This window comes from Vibrio sp. ZF 223 (assembly GCF_003050585.1).
GTDB classification, from domain to species: Bacteria; Pseudomonadota; Gammaproteobacteria; order Enterobacterales; family Vibrionaceae; genus Vibrio; species Vibrio crassostreae.
Window position 1 is genome coordinate 143,984 of the sequence record NZ_PIGB01000005.1, and the last position, 22,823, is coordinate 166,806.

Annotated in this window: 18 protein-coding genes; 7 read left to right on the forward strand and 11 right to left on the reverse strand. The window is 43.7% G+C overall.

All coding sequences use genetic code 11. From position 1 onward, the window contains the following. Positions 1-2 precede the first annotated feature (2 nt). The 6 genes from CWO13_RS12255 (at position 3) to CWO13_RS12280 (ending at position 9,636) form a co-directional block, all read left to right on the forward strand. The gene (locus CWO13_RS12255) at positions 3-455 is read left to right on the forward strand and encodes a beta-galactosidase subunit beta (RefSeq protein ID WP_065677566.1); all 453 of its coding nucleotides are present in this window, start codon (positions 3-5) and stop codon (positions 453-455) included. Positions 456-596: 141 nt separating this feature from the next. Beyond that, the gene (locus tag CWO13_RS12260; protein ID WP_048605567.1) at positions 597-2,021 is read left to right on the forward strand and encodes an amino acid permease; all 1,425 of its coding nucleotides are present in this window, start codon (positions 597-599) and stop codon (positions 2,019-2,021) included. Positions 2,022-2,597: 576 nt separating this feature from the next. After that, complete coding sequence (locus CWO13_RS12265) at positions 2,598-4,031, forward strand: amino acid permease (RefSeq protein WP_048668902.1); 1,434 nt, start codon at positions 2,598-2,600, stop codon at positions 4,029-4,031. 429 nt (positions 4,032-4,460) lie between these two features. Then, positions 4,461-5,525: a protein YgjJ gene (ygjJ, locus tag CWO13_RS12270; RefSeq protein ID WP_108083026.1), complete on the forward strand. Its 1,065-nt coding sequence runs from the start codon at positions 4,461-4,463 to the stop codon at positions 5,523-5,525. 15 nt (positions 5,526-5,540) lie between these two features. After that, on the forward strand, positions 5,541-7,916 hold the full coding sequence (gene ygjK / locus CWO13_RS12275) for an alpha-glucosidase (protein ID WP_108083027.1): 2,376 nt from the start codon (positions 5,541-5,543) through the stop codon (positions 7,914-7,916). Positions 7,917-8,295: 379 nt separating this feature from the next. Then, on the forward strand, positions 8,296-9,636 hold the full coding sequence (locus tag CWO13_RS12280; protein WP_108083028.1) for an MATE family efflux transporter: 1,341 nt from the start codon (positions 8,296-8,298) through the stop codon (positions 9,634-9,636). 270 nt (positions 9,637-9,906) lie between these two features. Here the strand turns inward: CWO13_RS12280 and CWO13_RS12285 are convergent, their stop codons facing one another. After that, positions 9,907-10,833: a LysR family transcriptional regulator gene (locus tag CWO13_RS12285; protein ID WP_108083029.1), complete on the reverse strand. Its 927-nt coding sequence runs from the start codon at positions 10,831-10,833 to the stop codon at positions 9,907-9,909. A 101-nt stretch (positions 10,834-10,934) separates the two neighbouring features. Between CWO13_RS12285 and chrA the strand changes: the two genes are divergently transcribed. Next, entirely contained in the window at positions 10,935-12,083 is a 1,149-nt protein-coding gene (chrA, locus tag CWO13_RS12290; protein WP_108083030.1) for a chromate efflux transporter, read from the forward strand. 150 nt (positions 12,084-12,233) lie between these two features. Here the strand turns inward: chrA and CWO13_RS12295 are convergent, their stop codons facing one another. Genes CWO13_RS12295 through CWO13_RS12340 form a run of 10 tightly spaced genes read right to left on the reverse strand, consistent with a single transcriptional unit; the run spans position 12,234 to position 22,820 of the window. Then, positions 12,234-13,154, reverse strand: coding sequence for a glycosyltransferase family 2 protein (locus tag CWO13_RS12295; protein WP_048658128.1), 921 nt, complete (start codon positions 13,152-13,154; stop codon positions 12,234-12,236). Then, the gene (locus CWO13_RS12300) at positions 13,147-14,928 is read right to left on the reverse strand and encodes a hypothetical protein (protein ID WP_108083031.1); all 1,782 of its coding nucleotides are present in this window, start codon (positions 14,926-14,928) and stop codon (positions 13,147-13,149) included. The genes CWO13_RS12295 and CWO13_RS12300 overlap by 8 nt, the downstream gene beginning before the upstream one ends. Positions 14,929-14,946: 18 nt before the next feature. Further along, positions 14,947-15,951 (reverse strand): tetratricopeptide repeat protein, encoded by a 1,005-nt coding sequence (locus tag CWO13_RS12305; protein ID WP_019824863.1) that lies wholly within the window; start codon positions 15,949-15,951, stop codon positions 14,947-14,949. After that, on the reverse strand, positions 15,948-16,919 hold the full coding sequence (locus tag CWO13_RS12310; RefSeq protein ID WP_019824861.1) for a type II secretion system F family protein: 972 nt from the start codon (positions 16,917-16,919) through the stop codon (positions 15,948-15,950). Before CWO13_RS12310 ends, CWO13_RS12305 begins: the two co-directional genes overlap by 4 nt. A gap of 3 nt (positions 16,920-16,922) precedes the next feature. Beyond that, positions 16,923-17,888, reverse strand: coding sequence for a type II secretion system F family protein (locus tag CWO13_RS12315; protein ID WP_019824860.1), 966 nt, complete (start codon positions 17,886-17,888; stop codon positions 16,923-16,925). Between the two features lie 9 nt (positions 17,889-17,897). Then, positions 17,898-19,349 (reverse strand): CpaF family protein, encoded by a 1,452-nt coding sequence (locus tag CWO13_RS12320; protein ID WP_048658130.1) that lies wholly within the window; start codon positions 19,347-19,349, stop codon positions 17,898-17,900. 33 nt (positions 19,350-19,382) lie between these two features. Beyond that, positions 19,383-20,603, reverse strand: coding sequence for an AAA family ATPase (locus CWO13_RS12325; RefSeq protein ID WP_102432814.1), 1,221 nt, complete (start codon positions 20,601-20,603; stop codon positions 19,383-19,385). 26 nt (positions 20,604-20,629) lie between these two features. Continuing rightward, entirely contained in the window at positions 20,630-21,127 is a 498-nt protein-coding gene (locus CWO13_RS12330; RefSeq protein WP_170960818.1) for a TadE/TadG family type IV pilus assembly protein, read from the reverse strand. Further along, the gene (locus CWO13_RS12335; protein ID WP_019824856.1) at positions 21,127-21,555 is read right to left on the reverse strand and encodes a TadE/TadG family type IV pilus assembly protein; all 429 of its coding nucleotides are present in this window, start codon (positions 21,553-21,555) and stop codon (positions 21,127-21,129) included. Before CWO13_RS12335 ends, CWO13_RS12330 begins: the two co-directional genes overlap by 1 nt. Before the next feature lie 2 nt (positions 21,556-21,557). After that, the gene (locus CWO13_RS12340) at positions 21,558-22,820 is read right to left on the reverse strand and encodes a pilus assembly protein TadG-related protein (RefSeq protein WP_107898698.1); all 1,263 of its coding nucleotides are present in this window, start codon (positions 22,818-22,820) and stop codon (positions 21,558-21,560) included. Positions 22,821-22,823 lie beyond the last annotated feature (3 nt).

Here is a 22,823-nt window from a genome sequence, read left to right on the forward strand (position 1 = left end):
CGATGATCGTTTTAGACAACCTAGAGCAATTTAAAGTCGTTTACCGCGACGGTCGTAAATGGCAACGCTGTGTAGAAGCGATTGAAAACATCGGCAACATCAAAGATGGCGTGATGTATTCGATTGGTGACTCACTGGCTTACATGATTGAAGACGGTGTGGCTCGTAACACAGAAAACTTCACCGGCAACCGTCGTTACTTTGATGTGCACTACTACTTGGAAGGTCGTGAAACGGTTGAGTTTGCTGATAAGTCTCAACTTGAACAGACCCAAGCTTACAGCGATGAAACCGACCGTGAACACCTACTGGGTAACGGTGAAACTCGTGAGTTATCTGAAGGCCAAGTGGCGATCTTTGATAACAGCAAAGCTTACCGCTTCCACGGTGATAACCGAGTTCGCAAGGTGGTGCTGAAAGTGACCATTGAAGACGGTTACTTCCTTAATAAGTAAGCAATAACCCTATTAACTCACAGCGCGTTTGAGCCTTGCCGTTCAAGGCTCAAATAGACTGAACAAAACCTCTGTGCTTCTTCCCTACAAAGAAGCATAGGGAAATAACGACTATAATTATGTGATTCCCTGGAGGACACTATGTCTGAATCTGTACGCGGTAAGTTAGGCAAATTTGCCCTACTCTCCATGACATTTGCAGCGGTATTTAACGTTCGCAACATCGTAAACAACAACATCGAATTGGGATTGAGTTCAGCCCCTATCTTTTTGCTCGCTACCCTTATTTACTTCATTCCATTCGTGTTCATCATTGCTGAATTCGTATCTGCAAATAAAAATTCTGAGTCAGGCATGTACGACTGGCTTAAAAAACCGCTAGGCTCAAAAGCAGCCTACCTAGGTTCGTTCCTATACTGGTTCGTAAACCTTTTCTGGTTTGTATCTCTGCTACCAAACGTAATCGCTTATGCGTCTTACGCGATGTTGGGCTATGAATACGCCTTCTCGCCAGTCGTTACATCGGCTATCTCGATTGCTCTGTTTGCAGCAGCGACACACATCTCAACCAAAGGCGCGAGCTGGCTAGGTAAGATTGCCGAGATCGTGGCCTACGGCGTATTCGCTCTGTTTGCAATCTACGTTATCGGCGCACTAATGGCACTGGGCGGCAACCATGAACCAGTAGAACCAATCACGCTTGAAGCAATGACACCGACCATCAACTGGGCAACGCTAGGTATCATGTGTTGGATCTTCCAAGCAGCCGGTGGTGCTGAAACCGCAGCCGCTTACCTAAACGATGTTAAGGGCGGTCACAAGTCTTTCATCAAGGTTATCATTGGTGCAGGTATCGCAATCGGCGCAATGTACGCAGTTGGCTCTCTTCTAGTAAACGTATTCGTTGCTCGTGATGAACTGACCTACGCTGGCGGCATGGTTGAAATCTTCACAGGTATGGCAAACTACTTCGACATCTCACAATCTCTAACGGGTCGCTTCGTCGGTATTATCCTATTCGTTGCCATGTTCGGTTCGATGATGATGTGGACAGCAGCTCCAGTAAAAATTCACTTCTCTGAAATTCCTAAAGGTGTTTACGGCGAGAAAACAACAGAGCTTAACGAACACGGCGTGCCAGTACGTGCAGCTTGGTGGCAGTTCGCGTTTGTATTCGTGATGCTTGTGGTTAACGGCTTCGGCTCTGAATCAGTACAAGACATGATGAACACAGCAATCAACCTAACCGCTGGTACCGCAATGCTTCCGCCTATCTTCATCATGGTGGCGTACTTTGTATTCCGTTTGAAGCATGACGACACACCACGTGATTTCCGCATGGGTACTCGAGTTCAAGGTATGGCAGTGGTTTCGGTACTGATTGGTATCTTCGTTGTGAGCATGACAGCATCGGCATTCCCGACAGGTGTTGACCTTGTTCAAGCCTTCTTCATCAACGTCTTCATGACAGCGGTATTCTCTGGTCTTGCTTGGTGGTGGATCTCTCGCTTTGAAAAAAAGCAGGCAGGTAAAGACGCAAAGCTAGAAACAGCTAAGCAATCGTAGCTCTCTGCATTACCCCCCAACTTTAAAAGCGCCTACCAAGGCGCTTTTTTTTTTTTTAAATCAGACAATTAAACGACAAATCAAAAAAATAAAAACGGCGTTCCGTCAAGGTTTCAGTTCACGAAAAACACCAATTAATAGGTAATAAAACTCGAATAAAAACCAAGGTAAAACATTAACTAAATTTATTTACTCAAGGTCACATATTTGATCAATTTCGATTAACTTCCCGCCGCTTAATCTTTAATCTTCTTGCTGAAGAGACAAACTGATTCATATAAAAAAAGCGACAAAAAGCCCCTACAAGCCTTATAAATCGTCGCTCATGAAACCAGCAATCTCTTCAATGAACTTCTTAATCTTTAACTCTTTGTTTTGGTAATAACTTTACTGAAATACCAGAGAGAAAAAGCCCAAAGAAGTCCGATCGTAAATCTATAAAAACAACAATGAGCCAACCCTGACAAAACAAAGCGGGTGTTTGCCAAACCAACATAACAATAAAAGTGCGGCCTAGAGCTTCCCTCTCTAGGACCAAGTTATAACGATCATCAACGTGATTCACCGGAGAACATCATGTCCGAAAATAAACGCAGTACGATAGGCAAATTTGCCCTACTGTCTATGACCTTCGCGGCGGTATACAGCTTCAATAACATCATTAATAACAACATCGAGATCGGCCTTTCTTCGGCTCCGATGTTCTTTCTAGCAACCATCTTTTACTTTGTGCCATTTTGTTTGATCGTTGCAGAGTTTGTGTCACTGAATAAAGACTCTGAAGCGGGTGTTTATTCTTGGGTTAAAAGCTCTCTAGGCGGCCGCTGGGCGTTTATTTCAGCTTACACCTACTGGTTTGTTAACCTGTTCTTCTTCACCTCTCTGCTGCCTAGAATCATCGCTTACGCGTCTTATGCGTTCTTAGGTTTCGAGTACATCTTCACGCCAATGACCACCGCAATTCTGAGTACCATTTTATTTGCGGTCGCGACTCATATCTCTAACAACGGCGCGAAATTACTGGGCCCTATTACCTCACTAACATCATCGCTAATGCTGCTGCTAACGATGTCTTACATCTTGTTATCTGGCGGAGCTTTGGTAGGCGGTATCGAGCCAGCTGATCCAATCACCATCGAAGCAATGACACCAAGCTTCAACTGGGCATTCCTTGGCGTAATCACTTGGATTTTCATGGCGGCGGGCGGTGCGGAATCGGTCGCGGTTTACGTTAACGACATCAAAGGCGGTCACAAGTCTTTCGTTAAAGTGATCATCATCGCGGGTATCTTCATCGGTGCGCTTTACTCGGTAGGATCTGTGTTAGCGAACGTATTTGTTGCTCGTGAAGAACTTAAATTCACTGGCGGCTCAGTTCAGGTATTTGAAGGACTAGCAAGACACTTTGGACTGTCGGAAATCCTGATGAACCGTTTCGTTGGTGTGGTTTCATTCACTGCGATGTTGGGCTCTCTACTTATGTGGACGGCGACACCGGTTAAGATCTTCTTCTCTGAAATCCCTAAAGGCATCTTTGGCGAGAAGACTGTCGCGCTTAACAAACAAGGTGTACCAGAGCGTGCAGCTTGGGTTCAGTTCTTCATCGTGATTCCACTGATGTTCATCCCAACGTTGGCGTCTGACACCGTTCAAGACTTGATGAGCACCATCATCAACATGACCGCAGCAGCTTCTATGCTACCGCCACTGTTCATCATGATTGCTTACCTGCACCTGCGCGTGAAACTGGACCACCTACCACGTGATTTCCGCATGGGTTCTCGTACGGTCGGTATTACAGCAGTATCGATCCTTATCGCTATCTTCACCGTTGGTTTCTTCGCTTCTACATTCCCAACAGGCGCAGACATCATGACCATCATCTTCTACAACGTGGGTGGTATTGTGATCTTCCTTGGCTACGCATGGTGGAAGTACGGTCAATACGAGAAAAGCTTATCTCCAGAAGAGAAAAAACTAGAAGCGAAACCTGAACCAGCGAACGCTTAGTTTTACCCTACACTCTGATTGAAAACTTAAGGCACTCACATTTAAACTTCAGGCACTCGCATTTGGTGAGTGCCTTTTTATTTGTTGGAACACTTCTACTCAACACCTAGATTTCATCAAAGCTATTCAAGAAATAAGACATTCGATTCAACAATCTAACCGCCTACAAAGTGATTCGCTGACTGAATAGCTACCACCCTAACCATGCCTCTACACATTCAACTTAAAGTCAAAATAAAAGCATAGTAAATATTTACTAAAAATAGATCACACTTTTAAACTGAATTAATTTTAAACATCAAAATTATCATTAATATCGGTTTTGCGATCGTAAGTAACCTGACCAATACGCCTTGAAGAGCACCCCATATTAGAAGTCAGAACTGCTTACGAACCTTCATTTATAACCCCGACACAGAAGTGATTAAAATGAATAGTAGTTTTACTAAAACCACTCTTATTACAAGCTGTATTCTTGCTGCCCTAAGTACCACGGCCCATGCGGAAGAATCCGCAGCAAACCACAGTGATACTCAGCCTCCGAAAACAGAAACAGAAACCCTATTTAACTTTTATGGTGAGCTTGGCCTTGGTGGTCACGTTGCACTAGAAGGCGACGACAAAGGCCGTTATGCAGACGGTACTTACATCGAAGCAGGCTTGGCTATCGAGCACGGTAATTGGTTCGGTCTTGCTTACATGGAAGGCTGGACAGTACAAGCTGACGACGAAGGCAATGCTTGGGCAACTGGCCACGGCTGGGGCGGCTTTGAAGGTGGTTTTAACCGCTTTTACGCTGGCTACCGCACCAATGCTAAAACAGAATTTATTGTCGGTCGTATGGACTCGTCTCTGGATGACGTTCAGTGGTGGGGTGACCCTACCGTCGAGTACGGCTACGCGATCTCAAACACGCGTGACGTACATGTTGGTGTGAAGATCCAAAACCTAGAAGGCAAGCTACGCTACAGCGTTTCTTTCGCGCCAGAATCTGACTTCTCTGAAGACGATGCTCTGGTTCATTTCGGTAAATACGACAACTTCGCAGACCAATGGAAAGATAAGAACGCCATGGTCAACGGTTACCTCCAATACGATCTGACTGACGACTTAACTCTAATGGGTGGTGGTGAAGTTCGTAACAACGATGGCGGTGAACTATTGCTATTGGGTGCTGAATACAAAAACTTTGCGACTCGTATTTGGCACGACACAGATAAAGGCAACCAAGAATCATTTGGCAGTGAATCCGGTATTCAAACCAGTGCTTGGTACGAAGCGGCTCAGGGCGTTTACCTTTCGGCAGCCTACAACTACGCAAACTTTGATGGTGACAACGGCGACAAAGAAATCACCTCTTACATCAACGCGGGCGTTTGGTACGAATACGGAAATGGCACATTTGCGACTGCTTTCGATAGCCGCTTTGGCGTAGGCAGCGATACTGAAATCGGTGACGCTCAGGTGTTCGCAATGCAATACTTCTACTGGTAATGACAGGAATTGATCATGAAACTGAATAAATCATTCGCAGCTCTCGCTATCGGTGCAGCACTTGTTGTTACTGGTTGCGCTACAAATACAGGCTCTGAAGAGCTTCAAGCGAACCAATTTAAGAACGTTATCGACCGCACTGGTTCACCAGAATACATGCGTGACTACGACTTCGATGACCACCAGCGTTTCAACCCATTCTTCGACCTAGGTGCATGGCACGGTCACTTGTTGCCAGACACGGCTGAAGGCATGGGCGGCTTCCCGGGTACAGCGCTGCTTACCGAAGAGTACATCAACTTCATGGCGGATAACTTTGATCGCCTAAGCGTGTTCAAAGACTGCAAAAAAGTCGCGTTCACGATGGAAGCATACAGCCTACCGGGCGCATTGGTTCAGACGCTAAAATCTGACGATGTGACAGTAGAAATGACGCTGCGTTTTGCTTCAAACCGCACCTCTCTGCTAGAAACCAAAATCACTACCGACTCACCGGTTGAATTGGTGTGGGATGGTGAACTACTAGAAAAGACGCACGCCAAAGAAGGCGTGGCACAAACCGACAAAACAATCGCTGATACTTACCCTGAGTATGACCGTCAAATCGTCGCAACTGACGATGGCCTAAAAGTAACCTTTGGCAAGGTGCGCTCGACATGGGATCTACTGACTTCTGGTGAATCTGAATACCAAGTTCACAAATCGATTCCAACGCAAACTAAAGTGGATGGCCTAACGTTTACTTCAACGGCAAACATTGAAGTATCGACAACTATCTACACCACATACTCACATGTTCTAACGGCAGAAGAAGCGCAAGCAGAACAGCCAGAAATCAAAAAGATCATGGTAAACCCTACCGATTTCTTAGCTGCATCAGCAGAGCGTTGGGAAGGCTATCTTGAGATGGGTTTAACCAACCCGAACGCAACACCAGAACAAGAGCGTGTTGCGGTTAAGGCGATGGAAACCCTAAACGGTAACTGGCGCGGCGCTGCAGGTGCGATGGAGTTTGACTCTGTAACACCATCAGTAACGGCGCGTTGGTTCTCGGGCAACCAAACTTGGCCGTGGGACACATGGAAACAAGCCTACGCAATGGCTCACTTCAACCCAGACGTAGCGAAAGATAACATCCGTGCAATGTTCGCTTACCAAATCCAAGCCGACGATGCCGTTCGCCCTTGGGATGAGGGCTACGTGCCAGATCTACTCGCTTACAACCTAAGCCCAGAACGTGGCGGCGACGGCGGTAACTGGAATGAGCGTAACACCAAACCGAGCTTAGCAGCATGGGCGGTAATGGAAGTTTATAAGACCACCAGCGATGAAGCTTGGCTAGAAGAGATGTATCCAAAGTTAGTGGCATACCACGACTGGTGGCTACGCAACCGTGACAACAACGGCAATGGCGTTCCAGAGTATGGCGCTGCTCGCGACAAAGCACACAACACACCTGAAGGTGAAATGTACTTCACCGTGGTTCGTGGCGATAAGCACGAAACAGTCGTAGGACAAGCAGCACTGGATAAAGTGGTAGCAGAAGGCAACTACGATTACATCGAGAGCCCCGCACAAACTGCCGCATCTTGGGAGTCAGGTCGTGACGATGCGGCCGCCTTTGGTTTCATCGATAAAGACCAGCTAGACGCCTACGTTGCCAACGGCGGTAAACGTAGTGATTGGGATGTTGAGTTCGCTCAAAACCGCGCTGAAGACGGCACACTGCTAGGCTACTCGCTACTGCAAGAATCTGTCGACCAAGCAAGCTACATGTACAGCGATAACAAGTACCTAGCAGAAATGGCTGACATTCTAGGTAAAGACGCAGAAGCAAAAGAGTTCCGTGAAAAAGCAGAACACCTATCGAACTACATCAACACTTGTATGTTCGACGAAGGCACTAACTTCTTCTACGACATTCGCATTGAAGACAAACCACTAGCCAATGGCTGTGCAGGTAAACCGATTGTAGAACGTGGTAAAGGCCCTGAAGGGTGGTCACCACTGTTCAATGGCGCAGCAACGCAAGGTCACGCAGATGCGGTTGTCTCTGTGATGAAAGACACTGAAGAGTTCAACACCTACGTTCCACTAGGTACAGCAGCGCTTTCTAGCCCAGCATTCGGCCCAGATATTTACTGGCGTGGACGCGTTTGGGTAGACCAATTCTACTTCGGTCTAAAAGGCATGGACAGCTACGGCTACCGTGATGACGCAATTGAAATGGCAGGCGCGTTCTTTGACCACGCCGATGGATTAGTTCAAGACGGTCCTATCCGTGAGAACTACAACCCATTGAACGGTGAACAGCAAGGCGCACCAAACTTCTCTTGGAGTGCAGCTCACCTGTACATGCTTTACAACGATTTCTTTACTGACGCAGAGTAAGTCAAACCTATACCTGTCTTCTGGAATTCAATGAAAAGATAAACTCATAAATTTCAGACTTTGGCACTCAGTATCTCGCTGAGTGCCTTTTTTACACCTGAAGCCAAATAAGCGAACAAGCATTTAGACTATTTGGCCTACCATGATCCTTTTGCTGTAGTCCGCTAACACTCGCAAGCTTTTACTCACAAAAAACAAAGAGTGCTCATGCTATGAAATCCCGCTCAAAAGTTTCATCACTCTCACTGAAACACTGGGTTCTGAAGACTTATTCGAATTTTATTTATCCTTATTAGTCTTCCGGACATTAATTTGATAGTCGTTTACTAAATAATCGCTAAACTATAGTGTCGCCTACCCCTTTTTTGAGAAAACCTAAATGCCTAATGCTGATTCCACCCTAAACAAACGTATGGGAATCGTTGCGCTCACCTGGCCAATTTTTATCGAAGTTCTTTTAAGAACCGCACTCAACACCAGTGATGTATTCATGTTATCGGGATACTCGGACAAAGCTGTGTCTGCCGTTGGTGTTATTTCTCAGATATCCTTTTTCCTGATCATTGTCTCGACTATGGTCAGCAGTGGTACGGGTATTTTAATCGCGCAGTACAACGGTGCCTCCCGCACTCAAGATAGCGCTCACGTGGGCGTAGCGAGCATCATTCTGGCCATTATTGCCGGTGTGCTACTGAGTGTTATTGCTGTTCTTGTTGCTGAATATTTTATCCCGCTCTATCAACTCGAACCTCAAGTCGAGCAATACGCACAAGAATACCTATTCATCAGTGGTGCTCTCACCTTCAATGTAACCATTGGTGTGGTTCTCACTACTATTCTGCGCAGTCATGGCTATTCAAAGTCACCAATGGTGATCAACATGATTGCTGGCGTCATCAACGTATTCGGCAACTATTGTGCCTTATATCAACCTTTTGGTTTGCCTGTATACGGCGTGCAAGGGGTTGCGACCGCGACTGTAATCAGCCAAGTGATCGGGATGTTGATCTTAATTGGTGTGGTCAGAAGCAAACGGATAGATCTACCAGTGAAGCAGTTTAAATCTGTGCCGAAAGCCATCTATCAAAAAATCATTAAGATCGGCTCGATGAACGCAGGAGAAGTGCTCTCTTATAACATGGCTCAGATCAGCATTACCTTCTTTGTAGTGCAGATGGGCACCTCTTCACTGGCTGCGTTTACTTACGCACAAAACATCGCTCGCCTCTCTTTTGCGTTTGCACTGGCGATTGGTCAAGGCAGCCAAATCCAAACAGGCTATTACATTGGCAAGGGTTGGATCGACGAGATCACCAAGCGCGTGCAACGTTACTTTGTGGTTGGTTTTATCGCCTCAACTGCGATTACCTGCATGGTTTATGTGTTCCGTTTCGAAATTCTCGATCTGTTCACGCAAGATCCAGAGATCGTTGCGCTAACTGCCGCGCTGATTGCAGGTTCCATCATTCTTGAAGCTGGCCGAGTATTTAACCTGATCTTTATCTCTTGTCTAAAGGCCGCTGGCGACATTAAATTCCCGATCAAAATGGGTATTCTCAGCATGTGGGGCATTGGGGTTGCCATGAGCTACTTGCTTGGCGTGCAGTGGGGTTATGGCGTATTAGGGGCTTGGATGGCAATAGCGATGGACGAGTGGTTCCGTGGAATCATCATGGCCTATCGCTGGCGAGCGAAGAAATGGACTCGATTCTCTTTTTAGGTTGTTGTTGATACGTCTAAATTTATCTCGACCAAAAGAAAAAAGCGCTAGGGGGAGCTAGCGCTTTTAAGACCAACTAAGTCCGTTTAGCCTGGTAGATTTTTAAGCTATATCATGAAGATATAACCAATTTTTTTACTTAGGTAAATCAAAAAGCCTATTCTTTACGACTGCTTTGAGTCGTAAATTAAGTATAGTCGGGTTCTTATAATAAACCGGATTTTTCTAAAATTAATTCATATGAATTTGACGATTAACCGACACAATAAACTATTCGGAAATCACAGATGAGATCGCATTAGTAATCAGCTTTCTAAGTCGTTTATTTTTATCATCTAAATGCTTTGCCTTTCTATAAACAAGCTGGATATCAAAATCTGGAACATCAATTGGTGGTTTCACAGCTAGTAAGGTTTCTTCACTATCCATATCCTTGCGCGCGACTAGCTTGGGGACAATACACAATAGTTCTCTGCCACGAATGAGTCGTTTAACAGTTAAAAAGTTACTGGAAGATATCGCGACTTTCCGGCTTAAACCGAGTTCACCTAAACGAGTGTCCACTCCCGTCTTTAAAGCCCCTGCCGGGGAAACGAGTGCGTGCTCGACAGCAACAAATTGTTCTAGCGATATCGGCTCCTCAATAGATAGAACCGATTGGTCAAGTAAACAAACATGTTGCTCCGTGTACAAATGCTTTGTTCGATATTGCTTTGGTACCTCACCAAAGCTGCCTATCGTCATATCAAGCTTGGCATCTTCAAAGACTTGCTGGTAGTTACTCCGGTTTACATTGAACAACGCTACTTGGGAGTAAGGAGAGGATTGCTTAATCAGGTCAAACAATATTGGAGCGAACATCTGCTCGGCATAATCTGTGAGACCAATCTTCCAAGTCCCTTTATAAGTTTCTGCATCAAACGATTTTGACAACAGCACCTCAGACTGGATGGTATTCAGTAGCGCATCCACGGTACTTGATAGTTCAATGGCTCGGTCGGTCGCCTCCATTTTGCTACCTACACGCTCAAACAAAGGGTCATCAAACAACTTTCGTAGCCTTTGTAAGCTATGGCTCATCGCAGATTGGCTGACATAACAACGCTCAGCAGCCTTACTCACGCTATTCGTTTTATACAAAGCCTGCAGTGCAATCAACAAGTTAAGGTCGATCCCTTTCCAATTAAAATCAGCCATGCCAAACAACCCATTTCATTCATAGTTATAATTAAAACAATTAATTTGAATCATAGTTCAACTCCACCTAAATTACGCTAAACATTTATCTGGAATCGATCATGCTTTCAATTTTTAAAACCTTTTTCTGGCTTGGCTGGATTAGCTTCGGTGGACCAGCAGCACACATTGGCTACTTCCGTAAAACCTTTGTTGAAAAACTGAATTGGTTGTCCGACGAAGAGTACGGGCAAATTGTCGCCCTCAGTCAATTTCTTCCGGGCCCAGGTTCAAGTCAGGTTGGCTTTGCGGTTGGCTACAAGAAAGGAGGCTTAACAGGTGCGATTGCTGCATTTGTCGGCTTCACTTCTCCATCTGTCATTCTGATGCTGATTTTGGCGTTAGTGAGTAACCAATTGTTGGAAGCTCCGCTGTTCATCTCTGTCATCCACGGGCTTAAGTTACTCGCCGTTGTGGTTGTGGCTGATGCCACTTTCGGCATGTACAAAAACTTTTGCCAATCGAAGATCGCGACCGCCTTATGCGTGATTACCGCAATTGTTCTGCTACTGATTCCTGGGATTTGGCCTCAAGTTTTAGTGCTTCTATTTGCAGCGATCGTTGGCAGTAAGTTCTTAACCTCACAAGAGCTCAAAACGATACCTTCAACGCAAAAAATATCGGTAACGCCTCTGGTGATTTTTGTTGCTTTGCTGGTTGGTCTGCCTCTATTCAGTGCTTACTCTCAAGGTATTGAAGTGTTTGGCCTGTTTTACCAAGCAGGTAGCTTAGTATTCGGTGGCGGCCACGTGGTACTTCCGTTGCTACAAAATGGTATTGGTGATCAACTGTCTCAAGATGCCTTCCTAACAGGTTATGCAGCAGCACAGGCAGTACCAGGGCCTATGTTTACACTTGCTACTTACTTAGGTTATGTATTGATGCCATCGGCACCGATCACTGGCGCACTACTCGCAACGATTGCTGTGTTCTTACCGGGCTTCTTATTACTACTGGGTGTACTGAAGAACTGGCAGGCGATTGCAAGCAAACCTTTAGTGGCAGGCGCTCTTACTGGTGTGAATGCGGCGGTTGTCGGTTTATTGTTGGCAGCGCTATATCAACCGATCTTCACAAGCGCAGTAAGCAGCGGCATAGACTTCGCTCTGATCATTGTTGGTGTGTGGTTATTGAAAACCGTGAAGTTACCTATTGTTGGGTTAGTAGGGTTGTTCATTGTCTTTGGCGCAATGACAGGACTGGCGGTCTAATAGGTTTAAGGTAAGAAGTAAGCGAACCGGTTGCTTCTTACTTTCGTCTTTCATAATTTAATCTACCTATCACCCGCTATATAATGGGTAATTCCATCTCAAAGCTCATGCTCTCGAGGATTGATCTCTTAGCCAAATATCTCAGCTAAGTCATTCATCGTCCTTAAATCTTAAAATAGAGAGAATTCTCATCTCTCGCCTACCTCGTGATACGTTATCGAGTATCAAACCGCAGAAAAAAGACATCACCGCGATCAAAGCTATTGAGCTAGACAAAACAGCTGTAGGTAGCCTCTCAACCAATCCTGTATCAACAAAATCAACAATGACGGGGATACCCAAGATCAATGAAATAAAACCTAGCAATATCGAGAGAGAGCCAAAGAAAAACATCGGCTTTACATCTCTCAATAAGAACAAGATAAAATTTAGAATCTTGAGACCATCGCTCAAGGTGTTCAGTTTGCTGGTAGTCCCTTCAGGTCTAGATTGGTATTGAGTCGAGACTTCTTTGATTGACATATTATGGTGTAACGCATGCACGGTAAGTTCTGTTTCTATCTGGAAACCATCGCTGAAGATAGGTGCGGTTTTGACAAATCTATGGCTCATAATTCGATAGCCAGAAAACACATCATTCAATTGCGCATTGAATGCTAAGTTAATCAGAGATGAAAACATCTTGTTCCCAAGGATATGTCCCTTGGGATAAGCCATTGAAGTTCGCTCGCGACTGCCAATGATCATATCGAGCTTTTCATTATTTAGTTGGTCGATCAGCTCGGGGCATATTGAGGCGTCATAGGTATCATCACCATCAGCCATCACATAGATATCGGCGTCGATATCAGAAAACATCCGCCTCACAACCTCCCCTTTACCTTGGCGCGGCTCATGTCGCACAATCGCCCCTGCTTGTAACGCCTCGTTGACCGTGTTGTCGGTTGAATTATTGTCATAAACATAAATGGATGCATCAGGTAAGGCTTGTTGAAAAGACGTGACCGTTTCACCAATGGCTCCGGCTTCGTTATAACATGGGAGTAATACTGCGACTTTCTGTTTATTCATGCTCACTCCTTACTTTAAAAACTCGATAACCATCCTCAATTCCATCATATGTAACGTCTAACCAAGCCGGAATATTATCCCCATGAAGTCTCCTAACTAAAGAGTCCTCGCTTCCAGAGTCCTTTAGGAGAGTTAAATGAGGGTCATTACCGATCAATATATAATCAACCTTTTTCTCGACTATTTTGTTTCTTGCTAGAAGCATGTCCTCTTCTAACATCACTTCGATTAAAAATTGGTTACCCACAATATTTCTATGATAAGGCGCGGCGATTATAGTGTTGTTCGTTTTGGCCAATACAGGTGCACCTGTTTCTATTCCTGAAAGAATTGTATGAGAGTTGATACCGTTATCTTTCAGCACCTTAAAGATGACTGGTAACTTATCGGTCTTATCAAGTTTGGTAGTCACTTCCTCTGCTGGAGATAAAGCGAGAATGACAAACGCTAACGCCAATGGAGTACCTGAGAAAATAATCAGCACTTTCAGTAGTGAATACCTAACGTATTCAGACACTTTAATTACAAAATATGCTTGAAAAGGTGCCGCCAAAACAAAACACAACCTCATCACTCTAATCTGCCAAAACATCGCAAGGGCTAAATTAAACATAAAAATGAGATACAAGATTGCACAGTGGGGGTTTTTATTTCGAAAGAATGGATACAACATTGCGGGAACTAATAGCAACAAATAATTATCCACTGAAAAAAAGCCATTCATTGCTATGTATGTTGCGACAGATTTAGCTTCGGCAACTTGATCAAGCCAATACAGCTTTAGTATCGGTGGGTAATCAATAAACAAAGCACTAGTCAGTGAGGGGTAAAGAATAACAACCGGAAGTAAACACAACAAACCAAGAAAAACAAATAATAAAAATCTTTGAGTTAAGTTTTTTCTATTATTATTCAATCTGTTGTAAGCATTGACAAACACCCAACCACTAAAAAAAAGAATGATGATAATAAATGAGATTTCATCATATTTAAAAGCAAAGAACTCATCATAAGGCCTATTTAATAAAACAGCACAAGCTCCAAAAATCGAACAAGTTACGTATAACTTAGAGACATAACTAAACCACTCGTCACGAACGAAGCAGTAATACACAGTATAAATAATTAAGAAAATCATAAACAACAAAACATTATCCATCCCAGTCCATAGAGATAGAGACACGAAAACGGCCTGAGCATACACTCGCCATGATTGCCTTAGGTTGTTGATAGAAGTCGGTGTTACTGATAAGAAGAGCGTTGCCAAAATAAGTTGAATATTATGATGGTCAATAGAACCAGGTAAGAAGTGTATTATCGCAGGAGAAAAAATAGCAAACATCGTGCTGATAAAGCGGTACTTAGCGCCTAAGAAACGTTCGCATAGGTAAAAGCACGATAATGCGAAGAACAATAAATAAAGCAAAGGGACAATAGAAATCGAGATAGTATAAGCAAGGCTATCATCAACCATAAATATCAATGGGAAAGCGACTGAAGAGAGCATTAGATCAGGAAATCGAGACCAATGAATAATAATACCGTCATCGGCATTAAAGTTACTCATTGGCTCTAGGTACCAATGACCATTCCTCATCCACTCCTGAAACTGAACAAAACGCATATAATCGTCATTGTCATTCAGGTTGAGTATTGAAATGCTCTCCCACTTATAAATAAATATAAAAATGGCACATACGAGCCAAATTACAGAAATAGCTATGATGTCTTTGTTAAAACTCTCACTTTTAGGCAATATGAATATCCTTTTCATTAAGCCAAAATCAATTCACTATTGTTCCATCTCTCTCACTTCCGCTAGTGCTCTGTTTAAGTTTTCATTTGCTACTTTGTAGTAAGATGATTTTTTATCGATAGCTTGCTGTAGATATGGAACCGCCTGATCAGGTTTTCCTTGTAAGATGAGGAAGTAGCCAACATTATTCAACGCTTCCGGGGCATCCATGTGCCTCATGAACACGTTGGTTGCCTTTTTAATATCCCCAGAGGCTAAATAAATAAGTGCTAGATTATTCTGAGCTTTTTCATTATTCGGTTCTAACTCTAAGGCTGAACGCGTGTATTGATACGCTTCCTTATAGTTACCATACATGTAGTGGGAGTAGCCCATATTCAACAAAGCTTTGACTGAGCTTTTATCTATCGTCAGTGACTTTTTGAAGTACTCTTGTGCGATCTGATGCTTTCCGTCAACATCTTCCAATACACCAATCCCCATATAAGCCAATGCTGGGGACATGCTGTCTACCTTCAAACTGGCCACTTCACTTTGACTCAACGCTTGGTAATTTTGGATAGTTTCGCTGCTTTTTAAACGAACCTGGTCTGAATTAATCGCTTTAAAGAAATAGCTTCGACCTTCATCGGTACGGCGTTGCTTGGTATACAAAACACCTAACTGCTCCAATACTTCGGTGTGGGCAGGATTAAAATCTAGCGCTGCTAGGTAAGCTTTCTCGGCCAACGCATAGTTACCGCGAGACGAATGTATTTGGCCAATAGTGAACAAGGTTTTATCGTGAAACTCTTTTTCAGGGAAGGACAAAGAGCGTATATATTCATATAAAGCCAAGTCTATATTGTTGTCTCGCAGAGCAATGTCACCGCGCATAATTGCTTCTTTTTCATTTAGCGGTGGATCATCACTAGTTAAAGAATCGATTGGTTTACCAGAATACAATTCGGCATCAAATTGATTGGTCGGCTCATCCGAAGAAGCACAACCAAGTAACAAAATAGGCAACAGTAGTAGAAGAAACTTATTGTATAACATCATAAACTTGCTCCCGGCGCAGTTAATGCGTCCATTACGATCAATAGTCCTGGGCCAAGTGCGACAATGAAAAAGCAAGGCCAAATAAATATCAACATGGGGAATAACATCTTAGTCGGTATTTTTGCAGCAATTTCTTCAGCAGCTTGCTGACGTTTATCTCTAAAGTCTTCTGTATAATCACGGAGTGTTTGCGCTAAACTCCCCCCCATTCTCGACGCATGAGAAAGCAAAGAAACCAAACCTTCCAACTCGACTAAACCGGTTCGTTCGATAAGCTGCCTGAGCGCATCAGGCATGGTGACACCCGCTTGGATTTTAGCAAACACAGTCTCTAGTTCATCCGCTAGCTCCGGCTGAGAGACATAGAGCTCAGATGCGACACGTCCAAGGGCAGCATTAAAACCAAGCCCAGACTCGGTACACACAACAAGAAGATCAAGCGCATCAGGGACACCGTTTCTAATTTTTTTCTGACGCTCTTTTTGTAACTTACTCAGTACAATATTTGGCGTAAACGTTCCAAGAAAAACACAGGTCATGATGAGTAAGTTATTGTAGTCTCCACCCAACGATATGTAATAGACCATAAAAGCAGCGACGATACCTATTAAGCTAGATAAAACCTTCAACGCATAGAAAACTGATAATGAACTCTTCTCATGGAACCCAGCATGCATCAGCTTTTCTGAGTAAGTTTCATTATCCTTTTTGTTACCTTTACTTATAAAAGGGCTTAATGATTCAAGCGTATTTGAGAAATCATAGGGTTTGCGGCCACCAACACTTCCCTCTTCAGATATTTGTCTTAGCTTCTTGTCTAAAGGAGATCGAGCTCCTAAAAACAGAAACCCAACAGTCAATGTAAACAAGACAGTAGTGAGCAAAATCATCGCATAAATAACCACCTGAGAGCTGATCCCAAACTCTTCTAACATCTGCTTCCAGACTTCAATATTGAGTAGTTCCATAAGTTAAATCTCTATGCTGATGATCTTTTTAATCCACAAGGCCCCAATGGCCAAAAGAATAATACCGACACTGACCATCGATAAACCGCGTGGGTCTTTATAAAGTGGCTCGATATATTCGGGACTAGCCACCCGTAATGCGAAAAACAAACCAAAAGGGGATAATGTTAAAATCCATGCTGATAAGCGACTTTCAGCAGAGAGTGTTTTTACCTTCCTTTCCAGTTTAAAACGCGCTCTAAGTACTTCTGATACCTTTTGCAGGTTCTCAGATAAATTACCCCCAGTCTCTTTTTGCAACATTACGGCACTAGAAAAAGCCAACATTGATACAGTGGGTACTCGCTCTGTCATCTGTAAAATCGCTAGACGTAAATCATAACCATAATTAAGTAAGTTATAGGTGTTCTTAAATTCGGTACCTATTGGGTCAGGAAGCTCTTCGCCAACCTCATTAAATGATTGAACGAGCGGTTGCCCTGCTTGTAAGGCACGTCGAATAATATCCAACGCCTCAGGAAGTTGTTCTTCAAATCGAGCCATTCGGTAAGTCACTCGGTTTTGCACAAACAAGTAAGCAATAACCCAAACGAAAATGAATGCCGCGACACTTATGAACCACACTTGGTTGGTCATTATCGATATCAATGAGAGCAATACAGCGCAAAGAGAAATAATCAGTAAGAATCGGCTTAATGCCACTTTCATACCTGCCAGTTCCAACATTTTTTTCAAGCCCGCGAAAAAAGAGATAACGATGAGCTTACGATCCAGCGGGGAGAGTTCTTTGTTATAGTGCTCTTTGAGTAATGACAAACTCTCTGCATCGATATTACGTTGCGTCTCTTTCAAGCGACGAGACAGCTCTTTATGCTTCGCTTTCTTACCTGCAGCAGGTAACAACAACGCTTGGGAAATAAAAAGTACTGCGATAAACAATAGGCCTAATGAAACGCTTACATTGTCCATAATCTCTCCTTAACCTTTGGTCTCACTAAAGAGCTCGAAAGGCAGTTCGAGTCCACGTTTGACTAACTGATCATGGTATTGAGGCACAACCCCCGTTGCTGTGAAATAACCGATAATATTGCCATCTTCATCAATACCTTTACGCTGAAAACGGAATATTTCAGACATCGTAATCACCTCACCTTCCATGCCGTTGATCTCTTGGATACTCACCATGCGACGCTTACCATCTTCTTGGCGTTCCATTTGAACAACAAGGTGGATAGCCGAAGCTATTTGAGCTCGTAAGTTTTTGGTTGATATGTTCCACCCAGCCATTGAGAACATGTTTTCGACACGACTCAAGGCATCACGAGGGGTATTCGCGTGAATGGTGGCAAGTGAACCATCATGACCCGTGTTCATCGCCGCTAGCATGTCAACGGCTTCGCTACCACGTACCTCCCCGACCACGATTCGATCAGGTCGCATACGTAAGGTATTTTTAACCAATTCGCGCTGACTGATTTCTCCTTTCCCTTCAAGGTTGGCAGGGCGGGTTTCTAAACGAATGACATGAGGTTGTTGAAGTTGTAATTCCGCCGAGTCTTCTATGGTAATAATTCGTTGATCTCGAGGAATAAAGCCAGAAAAGATATTCAGTGTGGTTGTTTTCCCCGACCCTGTTCCTCCGGAGATTAAGATATTTAATTCACCTTTAACCGCAGCTTCGACAAACTTAGCCATCTGAGGAGACACTGAGTCATAGTCAATCAAGTTATCCATAGTCAAACGGTCAACAGCAAAGCGACGGATAGAAACGGAAGGACCATCAAGTGCGAGAGGCGGGATAATTGCGTTAACACGTGAACCATCAACTAAGCGCGCATCTACCATAGGTGACGCTTCATCTATGCGGCGCCCTACTTGGCTTACTATGCGGTCGATAATGTTTCTCAGATGGCGGTCATCAAGAAAGGTATAGGGCGTTTTTTCGAGTTTACCTCTTCGCTCAACGTAAACACTTTTTGGGCCGTTGACCAATATATCTGACACGGTTTGATCAGCTAATAAAGGCTCTAACGGACCAAGGCCAAAAACCTCATCTTCTATCTGCTTGATAACCCGCTTGCGCCCTTCCGCGCTCAATGCATGGCTACCATCTTCAGCCATTAACTGTACGATGGCTTCGTGTAAATCGAGCTTAGCGCGCTCTTTCTCCAAGCTAGAAAGTAATCCTAAATCTAGGGTCTCCAGCAGCTGCTTATGAAAGAAGTGTTTGATTGAGAGCTCCTGCTCTAAAACCTTTCGAGCCTCATCAATCGCCTTCTCCTTTTCAACGCTCGCTTCCGTATTTCGAGAGTGACTAGACGCCTCAACATTGGATAAACGGTCAACAGGATTGGCATCTTCTGAATCATGCGAAATCTGTTCTACTTTTTTTTCAAACTCTGGATTTACATTTTTTCGTTTAAAGAACATCACAATCCCTCGTGTTTACTTTTCATCAACCCATTATGAAAACAACTTTTTCAGCCACCCTTTCTCTTCTTGTTCTGGTGGTGATAGAACATGAGACAAATCGATGATAGAGCGAGTAATAGAGCTTTTCTTTCTCGACTGAACTAAGGGCTGTCCCAAGTTGGCACTCTCCAGCGCAACTTTAAAATCGTTAGGCATAAGGTGTATATTATGATTACCCACCGCCTGCTCTACATCTTTTAACTTAATTGAATGTCGCTTTTCATAACGGTTGAGAATGACCTCTATTGAGTCACTTTGTAAGCCGTACTCAAATTTCAGAGATTTAATTAGTCGGCTTGTGTTTTTTACTGACACTAAGCTCTGTTGCAAAACCAAAAGTACTTTCGTCGCAGGTGATATTGCTGATGCAAACACGTGATCTAAGCCTCTAGACAGATCAATGATCACATAAGGGTAAAAGCGACGCAGAATTGGAAGTAATCTGCCAATTTTCTGAGCCTGTTCGAAATCATCTGCGTTATTCTCATGCTTAAAGCTTAGAACATGGAGACCCGATTCGTGTTTATTTACCAATGACCCCAAAGACATTTCATCCAAATCATTAGAACTGTTGATCGCATCCGAAACACTATAAGTGGGGGTTATGTTCAAATAATCAGGTATCACGCCAAATTGAAGATCGATATCGAGTAAAAGTACTTCGTTAGGATGTTGCGTGGCCATCTCAATGGCAGTATTTAACGCTAAGGTGGTTGCACCCATCCCTCCTTTGGTGTTCAAAAACAAGATAAACTCTCCGTAACTGGAGTTCTCAAGCTTTTCAGAGGCCGTTTTCTTCAAGAGTGGCAGTAGGTCTGATAGGGTCACATTGTGAGACAAAAAATCTGAAGCTCCTAAACGCAGTGCGATTTTTAGTGACCCATTATCACTTTCATCACCGAGCACAACTAAAGACAAGTCCTTGTCTTCTAAAGACAAATCATACCCTTGCAACTCAACCATTTTTTGCGCCCAATTCCCGTGAGCTTCAACGAAAATAAGCTCTGGAACATCCGCACTTTTTAAGTACTCCTCACTCATTGCCGCAAGAGAAAACGACGTCACATGAACATTTCGGCATTTTTTTAGCTCTTGAGTCATATGCAAATGAAAGGCGTCAGTGCTGTAGACTAACCAAACCTTTAGATTCGTTCTTAAGCGCGTCATATCCTTATCGCTTTCATTTGGCGTTATTTTGATCGCTTCCCCCATACATTTATCTCCTTTTAAATAACCGCTTATGGGCATCTATTCCATATGTTAGGGCTGGTTTCAGTTTGAGGCCTCACCACTCCCAAACTTTCTGCTGGTAGTATTGTTTCAAACGCAGGGGCTGCAAGAAATCCATTATTTCCTAGAAAGCTTAGGTTACTGATTAACTGAATGCCATAGCCCGTAGCCCTAGCACGCACAAACTTAATGCTGCCAAAGTTAGCTTCAAAATCAGAAGCAATCTCTCCCCCGCTCGCGTCTAAGTAAGCCACTTCTAAATTCGCATTAGTAAACCCAACAAGAGGAATATCATTCACCACCATTCCCGCAATATTATCTCTATCAAGGACGTAGCATACCGTCGCTAATCTAGCGGCTTTCCTCGTCGCCTCACTGACCATTTGCAGCGAAAATATATAGGCACCCAACGCTAAAATGAGAAAGAGCAGTAGAAAAATTAACGATGAGACTAAAGTGAACTCAATAATGGCCAGCCCTTTGATTCGTCTTTTAAGCCTTTTCATCACAATACCCTCATCACCGAAGTGACACTTAACGGAATAGAAAAACTTGTGGCGGATAAAGGAATAGACAGAAACAACGGCACATAGTCATATGTCACGCTGACTCGCACATAGCTGTCAATAGAGGGTGGTGTTACTGTTACATCCGATGTCGTCAATGTAGATAGTACTGCCGTCCCCACGCTGCTCTGACCGTAAACCACCACATTTTGAATCTCCAAAGTTGGTGCAATAGTGCCACCTTTGGTATCGTAAACCTCACTAACAGCATATCGTGCGCCATTTTGTACAGATTTAGAAATAACATTGTAGTGAATCAGAATATTGCCAAGCTCAATCACCAACCCCAAAAAAAACAGTAGCACAGGGGTAGCAATAACCATCTCTACAGCAGCAAAACCACGTTGATGTTTATTAGATAGTGTCATAATTACGACTCCCCGCTATCAGGATCCTTATACAAAACAATCCTGTAAGCCCCTTCGGTTGTCGACTGATTACTACTAGAGCCACCAGTAACACTGCAAGAATGTATAAACTCACCAAAAACGGCGGGTGTACCTGAGTTGTTCGTTGGTGCTTTTTGCAACAAGAAAAAGCAGCCAATTTTATTCACTGTAAAGTCGGTAGAGCCGCCACTTTTACCCGAGCAGTCCACCATAGGTATAGGTAAAATACGACGCCAAGCAACACCATTAGATGCGCACCCAGCACCGCCACTTGCTATACAGGCATTGGTATCTAACTTATATTGAGCGTAATCGTAGCTATCATCGAAAGTGATCTCTCCGGTATTGGCATCAATCGTTATTTCATTGGTAGGTTCTGTGGTCACATAATCTGAAGGGTAATCAGATGCCGATAATCCACCGCCATAATCACCAAAACGAGTATTTAAGCCATCGCCTGTTGGACCAACCGTGCCGCCAGGTTTGGTTGTGATATCTTCACCAATTTTAACTGGCTGATCATAACTACCACCTAAGCCTTCTTTGATTGTGTTACCACCAGAACCAAAGTCCAGCAGGTGATAATTACCATTACCCATTTCAGATAGGCTACTGTCTCCAACCTTCAAGGCGTGAACGGTTCCAACTTCATAACCGAACACATTGGTTATCTCTTCACCGGTTTCGTCATGATAACCATCTTCATTAACATCATTATCAGAAGTACCATCACCAATACACACTCCAATGGGTACAACATTATTATAAGCTAGGCCTGAACTCGGCCCTGCAACAGCACTTGCCGATACCACTTTTTCAAGGCCAAACAGTTGAATAAAGAATTCATCCATCTCTAGTGCATCTACGCGAACACGCACATAAACATCATTATTTGCACCAAAAGTTGCACTGCCAGTAAAGTCCTGTGGATCATTAGAATAATCAATGTTTATAGAAGCAGTAGAGAAATCAATTTCTTGATTCCCAGTTGAAGCCGCCATGGCATTGAGTGCCGTACCCACTTCTGCGTCTACAGCATCTTTATCTTTACTATTGTCTAATATGGTTGCGGCAGCCAACGCTGCAGAATCGACTGCGTTTTGTAAGCGCGTTTTATTTACAACCATATGATTTATGTCTATAGCTAGCGCTGAGACAGCTAGAAAAACCAGCAAAGCAGCAGTAATCATCACCGCAACTAAGCCTTGTTGTTTTTTAGGGCTTTGTGATACTCGATACAACATATG

What these genes read in the sequence shown, in the direction of transcription:
- ygjJ (WP_108083026.1), top strand. Translation starts at nt 4,461, where the DNA reads ATGAATAGTAGTTTTACTAAAACCACTCTTATTACAAGCTGTATTCTT.
- CWO13_RS12265 (WP_048668902.1), top strand. Translation starts at nt 2,598, where the DNA reads ATGTCCGAAAATAAACGCAGTACGATAGGCAAATTTGCCCTACTGTCT.
- CWO13_RS12285 (WP_108083029.1), bottom strand. Translation starts at nt 10,833, where the DNA reads ATGGCTGATTTTAATTGGAAAGGGATCGACCTTAACTTGTTGATTGCA.
- CWO13_RS12320 (WP_048658130.1), bottom strand. Translation starts at nt 19,349, where the DNA reads ATGTTCTTTAAACGAAAAAATGTAAATCCAGAGTTTGAAAAAAAAGTA.
- CWO13_RS12305 (WP_019824863.1), bottom strand. Translation starts at nt 15,951, where the DNA reads ATGATGTTATACAATAAGTTTCTTCTACTACTGTTGCCTATTTTGTTA.
- CWO13_RS12335 (WP_019824856.1), bottom strand. Translation starts at nt 21,555, where the DNA reads ATGACACTATCTAATAAACATCAACGTGGTTTTGCTGCTGTAGAGATG.
- CWO13_RS12325 (WP_102432814.1), bottom strand. Translation starts at nt 20,603, where the DNA reads ATGGGGGAAGCGATCAAAATAACGCCAAATGAAAGCGATAAGGATATG.
- CWO13_RS12280 (WP_108083028.1), top strand. Translation starts at nt 8,296, where the DNA reads ATGCCTAATGCTGATTCCACCCTAAACAAACGTATGGGAATCGTTGCG.
- CWO13_RS12330 (WP_170960818.1), bottom strand. Translation starts at nt 21,127, where the DNA reads ATGAAAAGGCTTAAAAGACGAATCAAAGGGCTGGCCATTATTGAGTTC.
- CWO13_RS12255 (WP_065677566.1), top strand. Translation starts at nt 3, where the DNA reads ATGATCGTTTTAGACAACCTAGAGCAATTTAAAGTCGTTTACCGCGAC.
- CWO13_RS12300 (WP_108083031.1), bottom strand. Translation starts at nt 14,928, where the DNA reads ATGAAAAGGATATTCATATTGCCTAAAAGTGAGAGTTTTAACAAAGAC.
- CWO13_RS12295 (WP_048658128.1), bottom strand. Translation starts at nt 13,154, where the DNA reads ATGAATAAACAGAAAGTCGCAGTATTACTCCCATGTTATAACGAAGCC.
- ygjK (WP_108083027.1), top strand. Translation starts at nt 5,541, where the DNA reads ATGAAACTGAATAAATCATTCGCAGCTCTCGCTATCGGTGCAGCACTT.
- CWO13_RS12260 (WP_048605567.1), top strand. Translation starts at nt 597, where the DNA reads ATGTCTGAATCTGTACGCGGTAAGTTAGGCAAATTTGCCCTACTCTCC.
- CWO13_RS12315 (WP_019824860.1), bottom strand. Translation starts at nt 17,888, where the DNA reads ATGGACAATGTAAGCGTTTCATTAGGCCTATTGTTTATCGCAGTACTT.
- CWO13_RS12340 (WP_107898698.1), bottom strand. Translation starts at nt 22,820, where the DNA reads ATGTTGTATCGAGTATCACAAAGCCCTAAAAAACAACAAGGCTTAGTT.
- CWO13_RS12310 (WP_019824861.1), bottom strand. Translation starts at nt 16,919, where the DNA reads ATGGAACTACTCAATATTGAAGTCTGGAAGCAGATGTTAGAAGAGTTT.
- chrA (WP_108083030.1), top strand. Translation starts at nt 10,935, where the DNA reads ATGCTTTCAATTTTTAAAACCTTTTTCTGGCTTGGCTGGATTAGCTTC.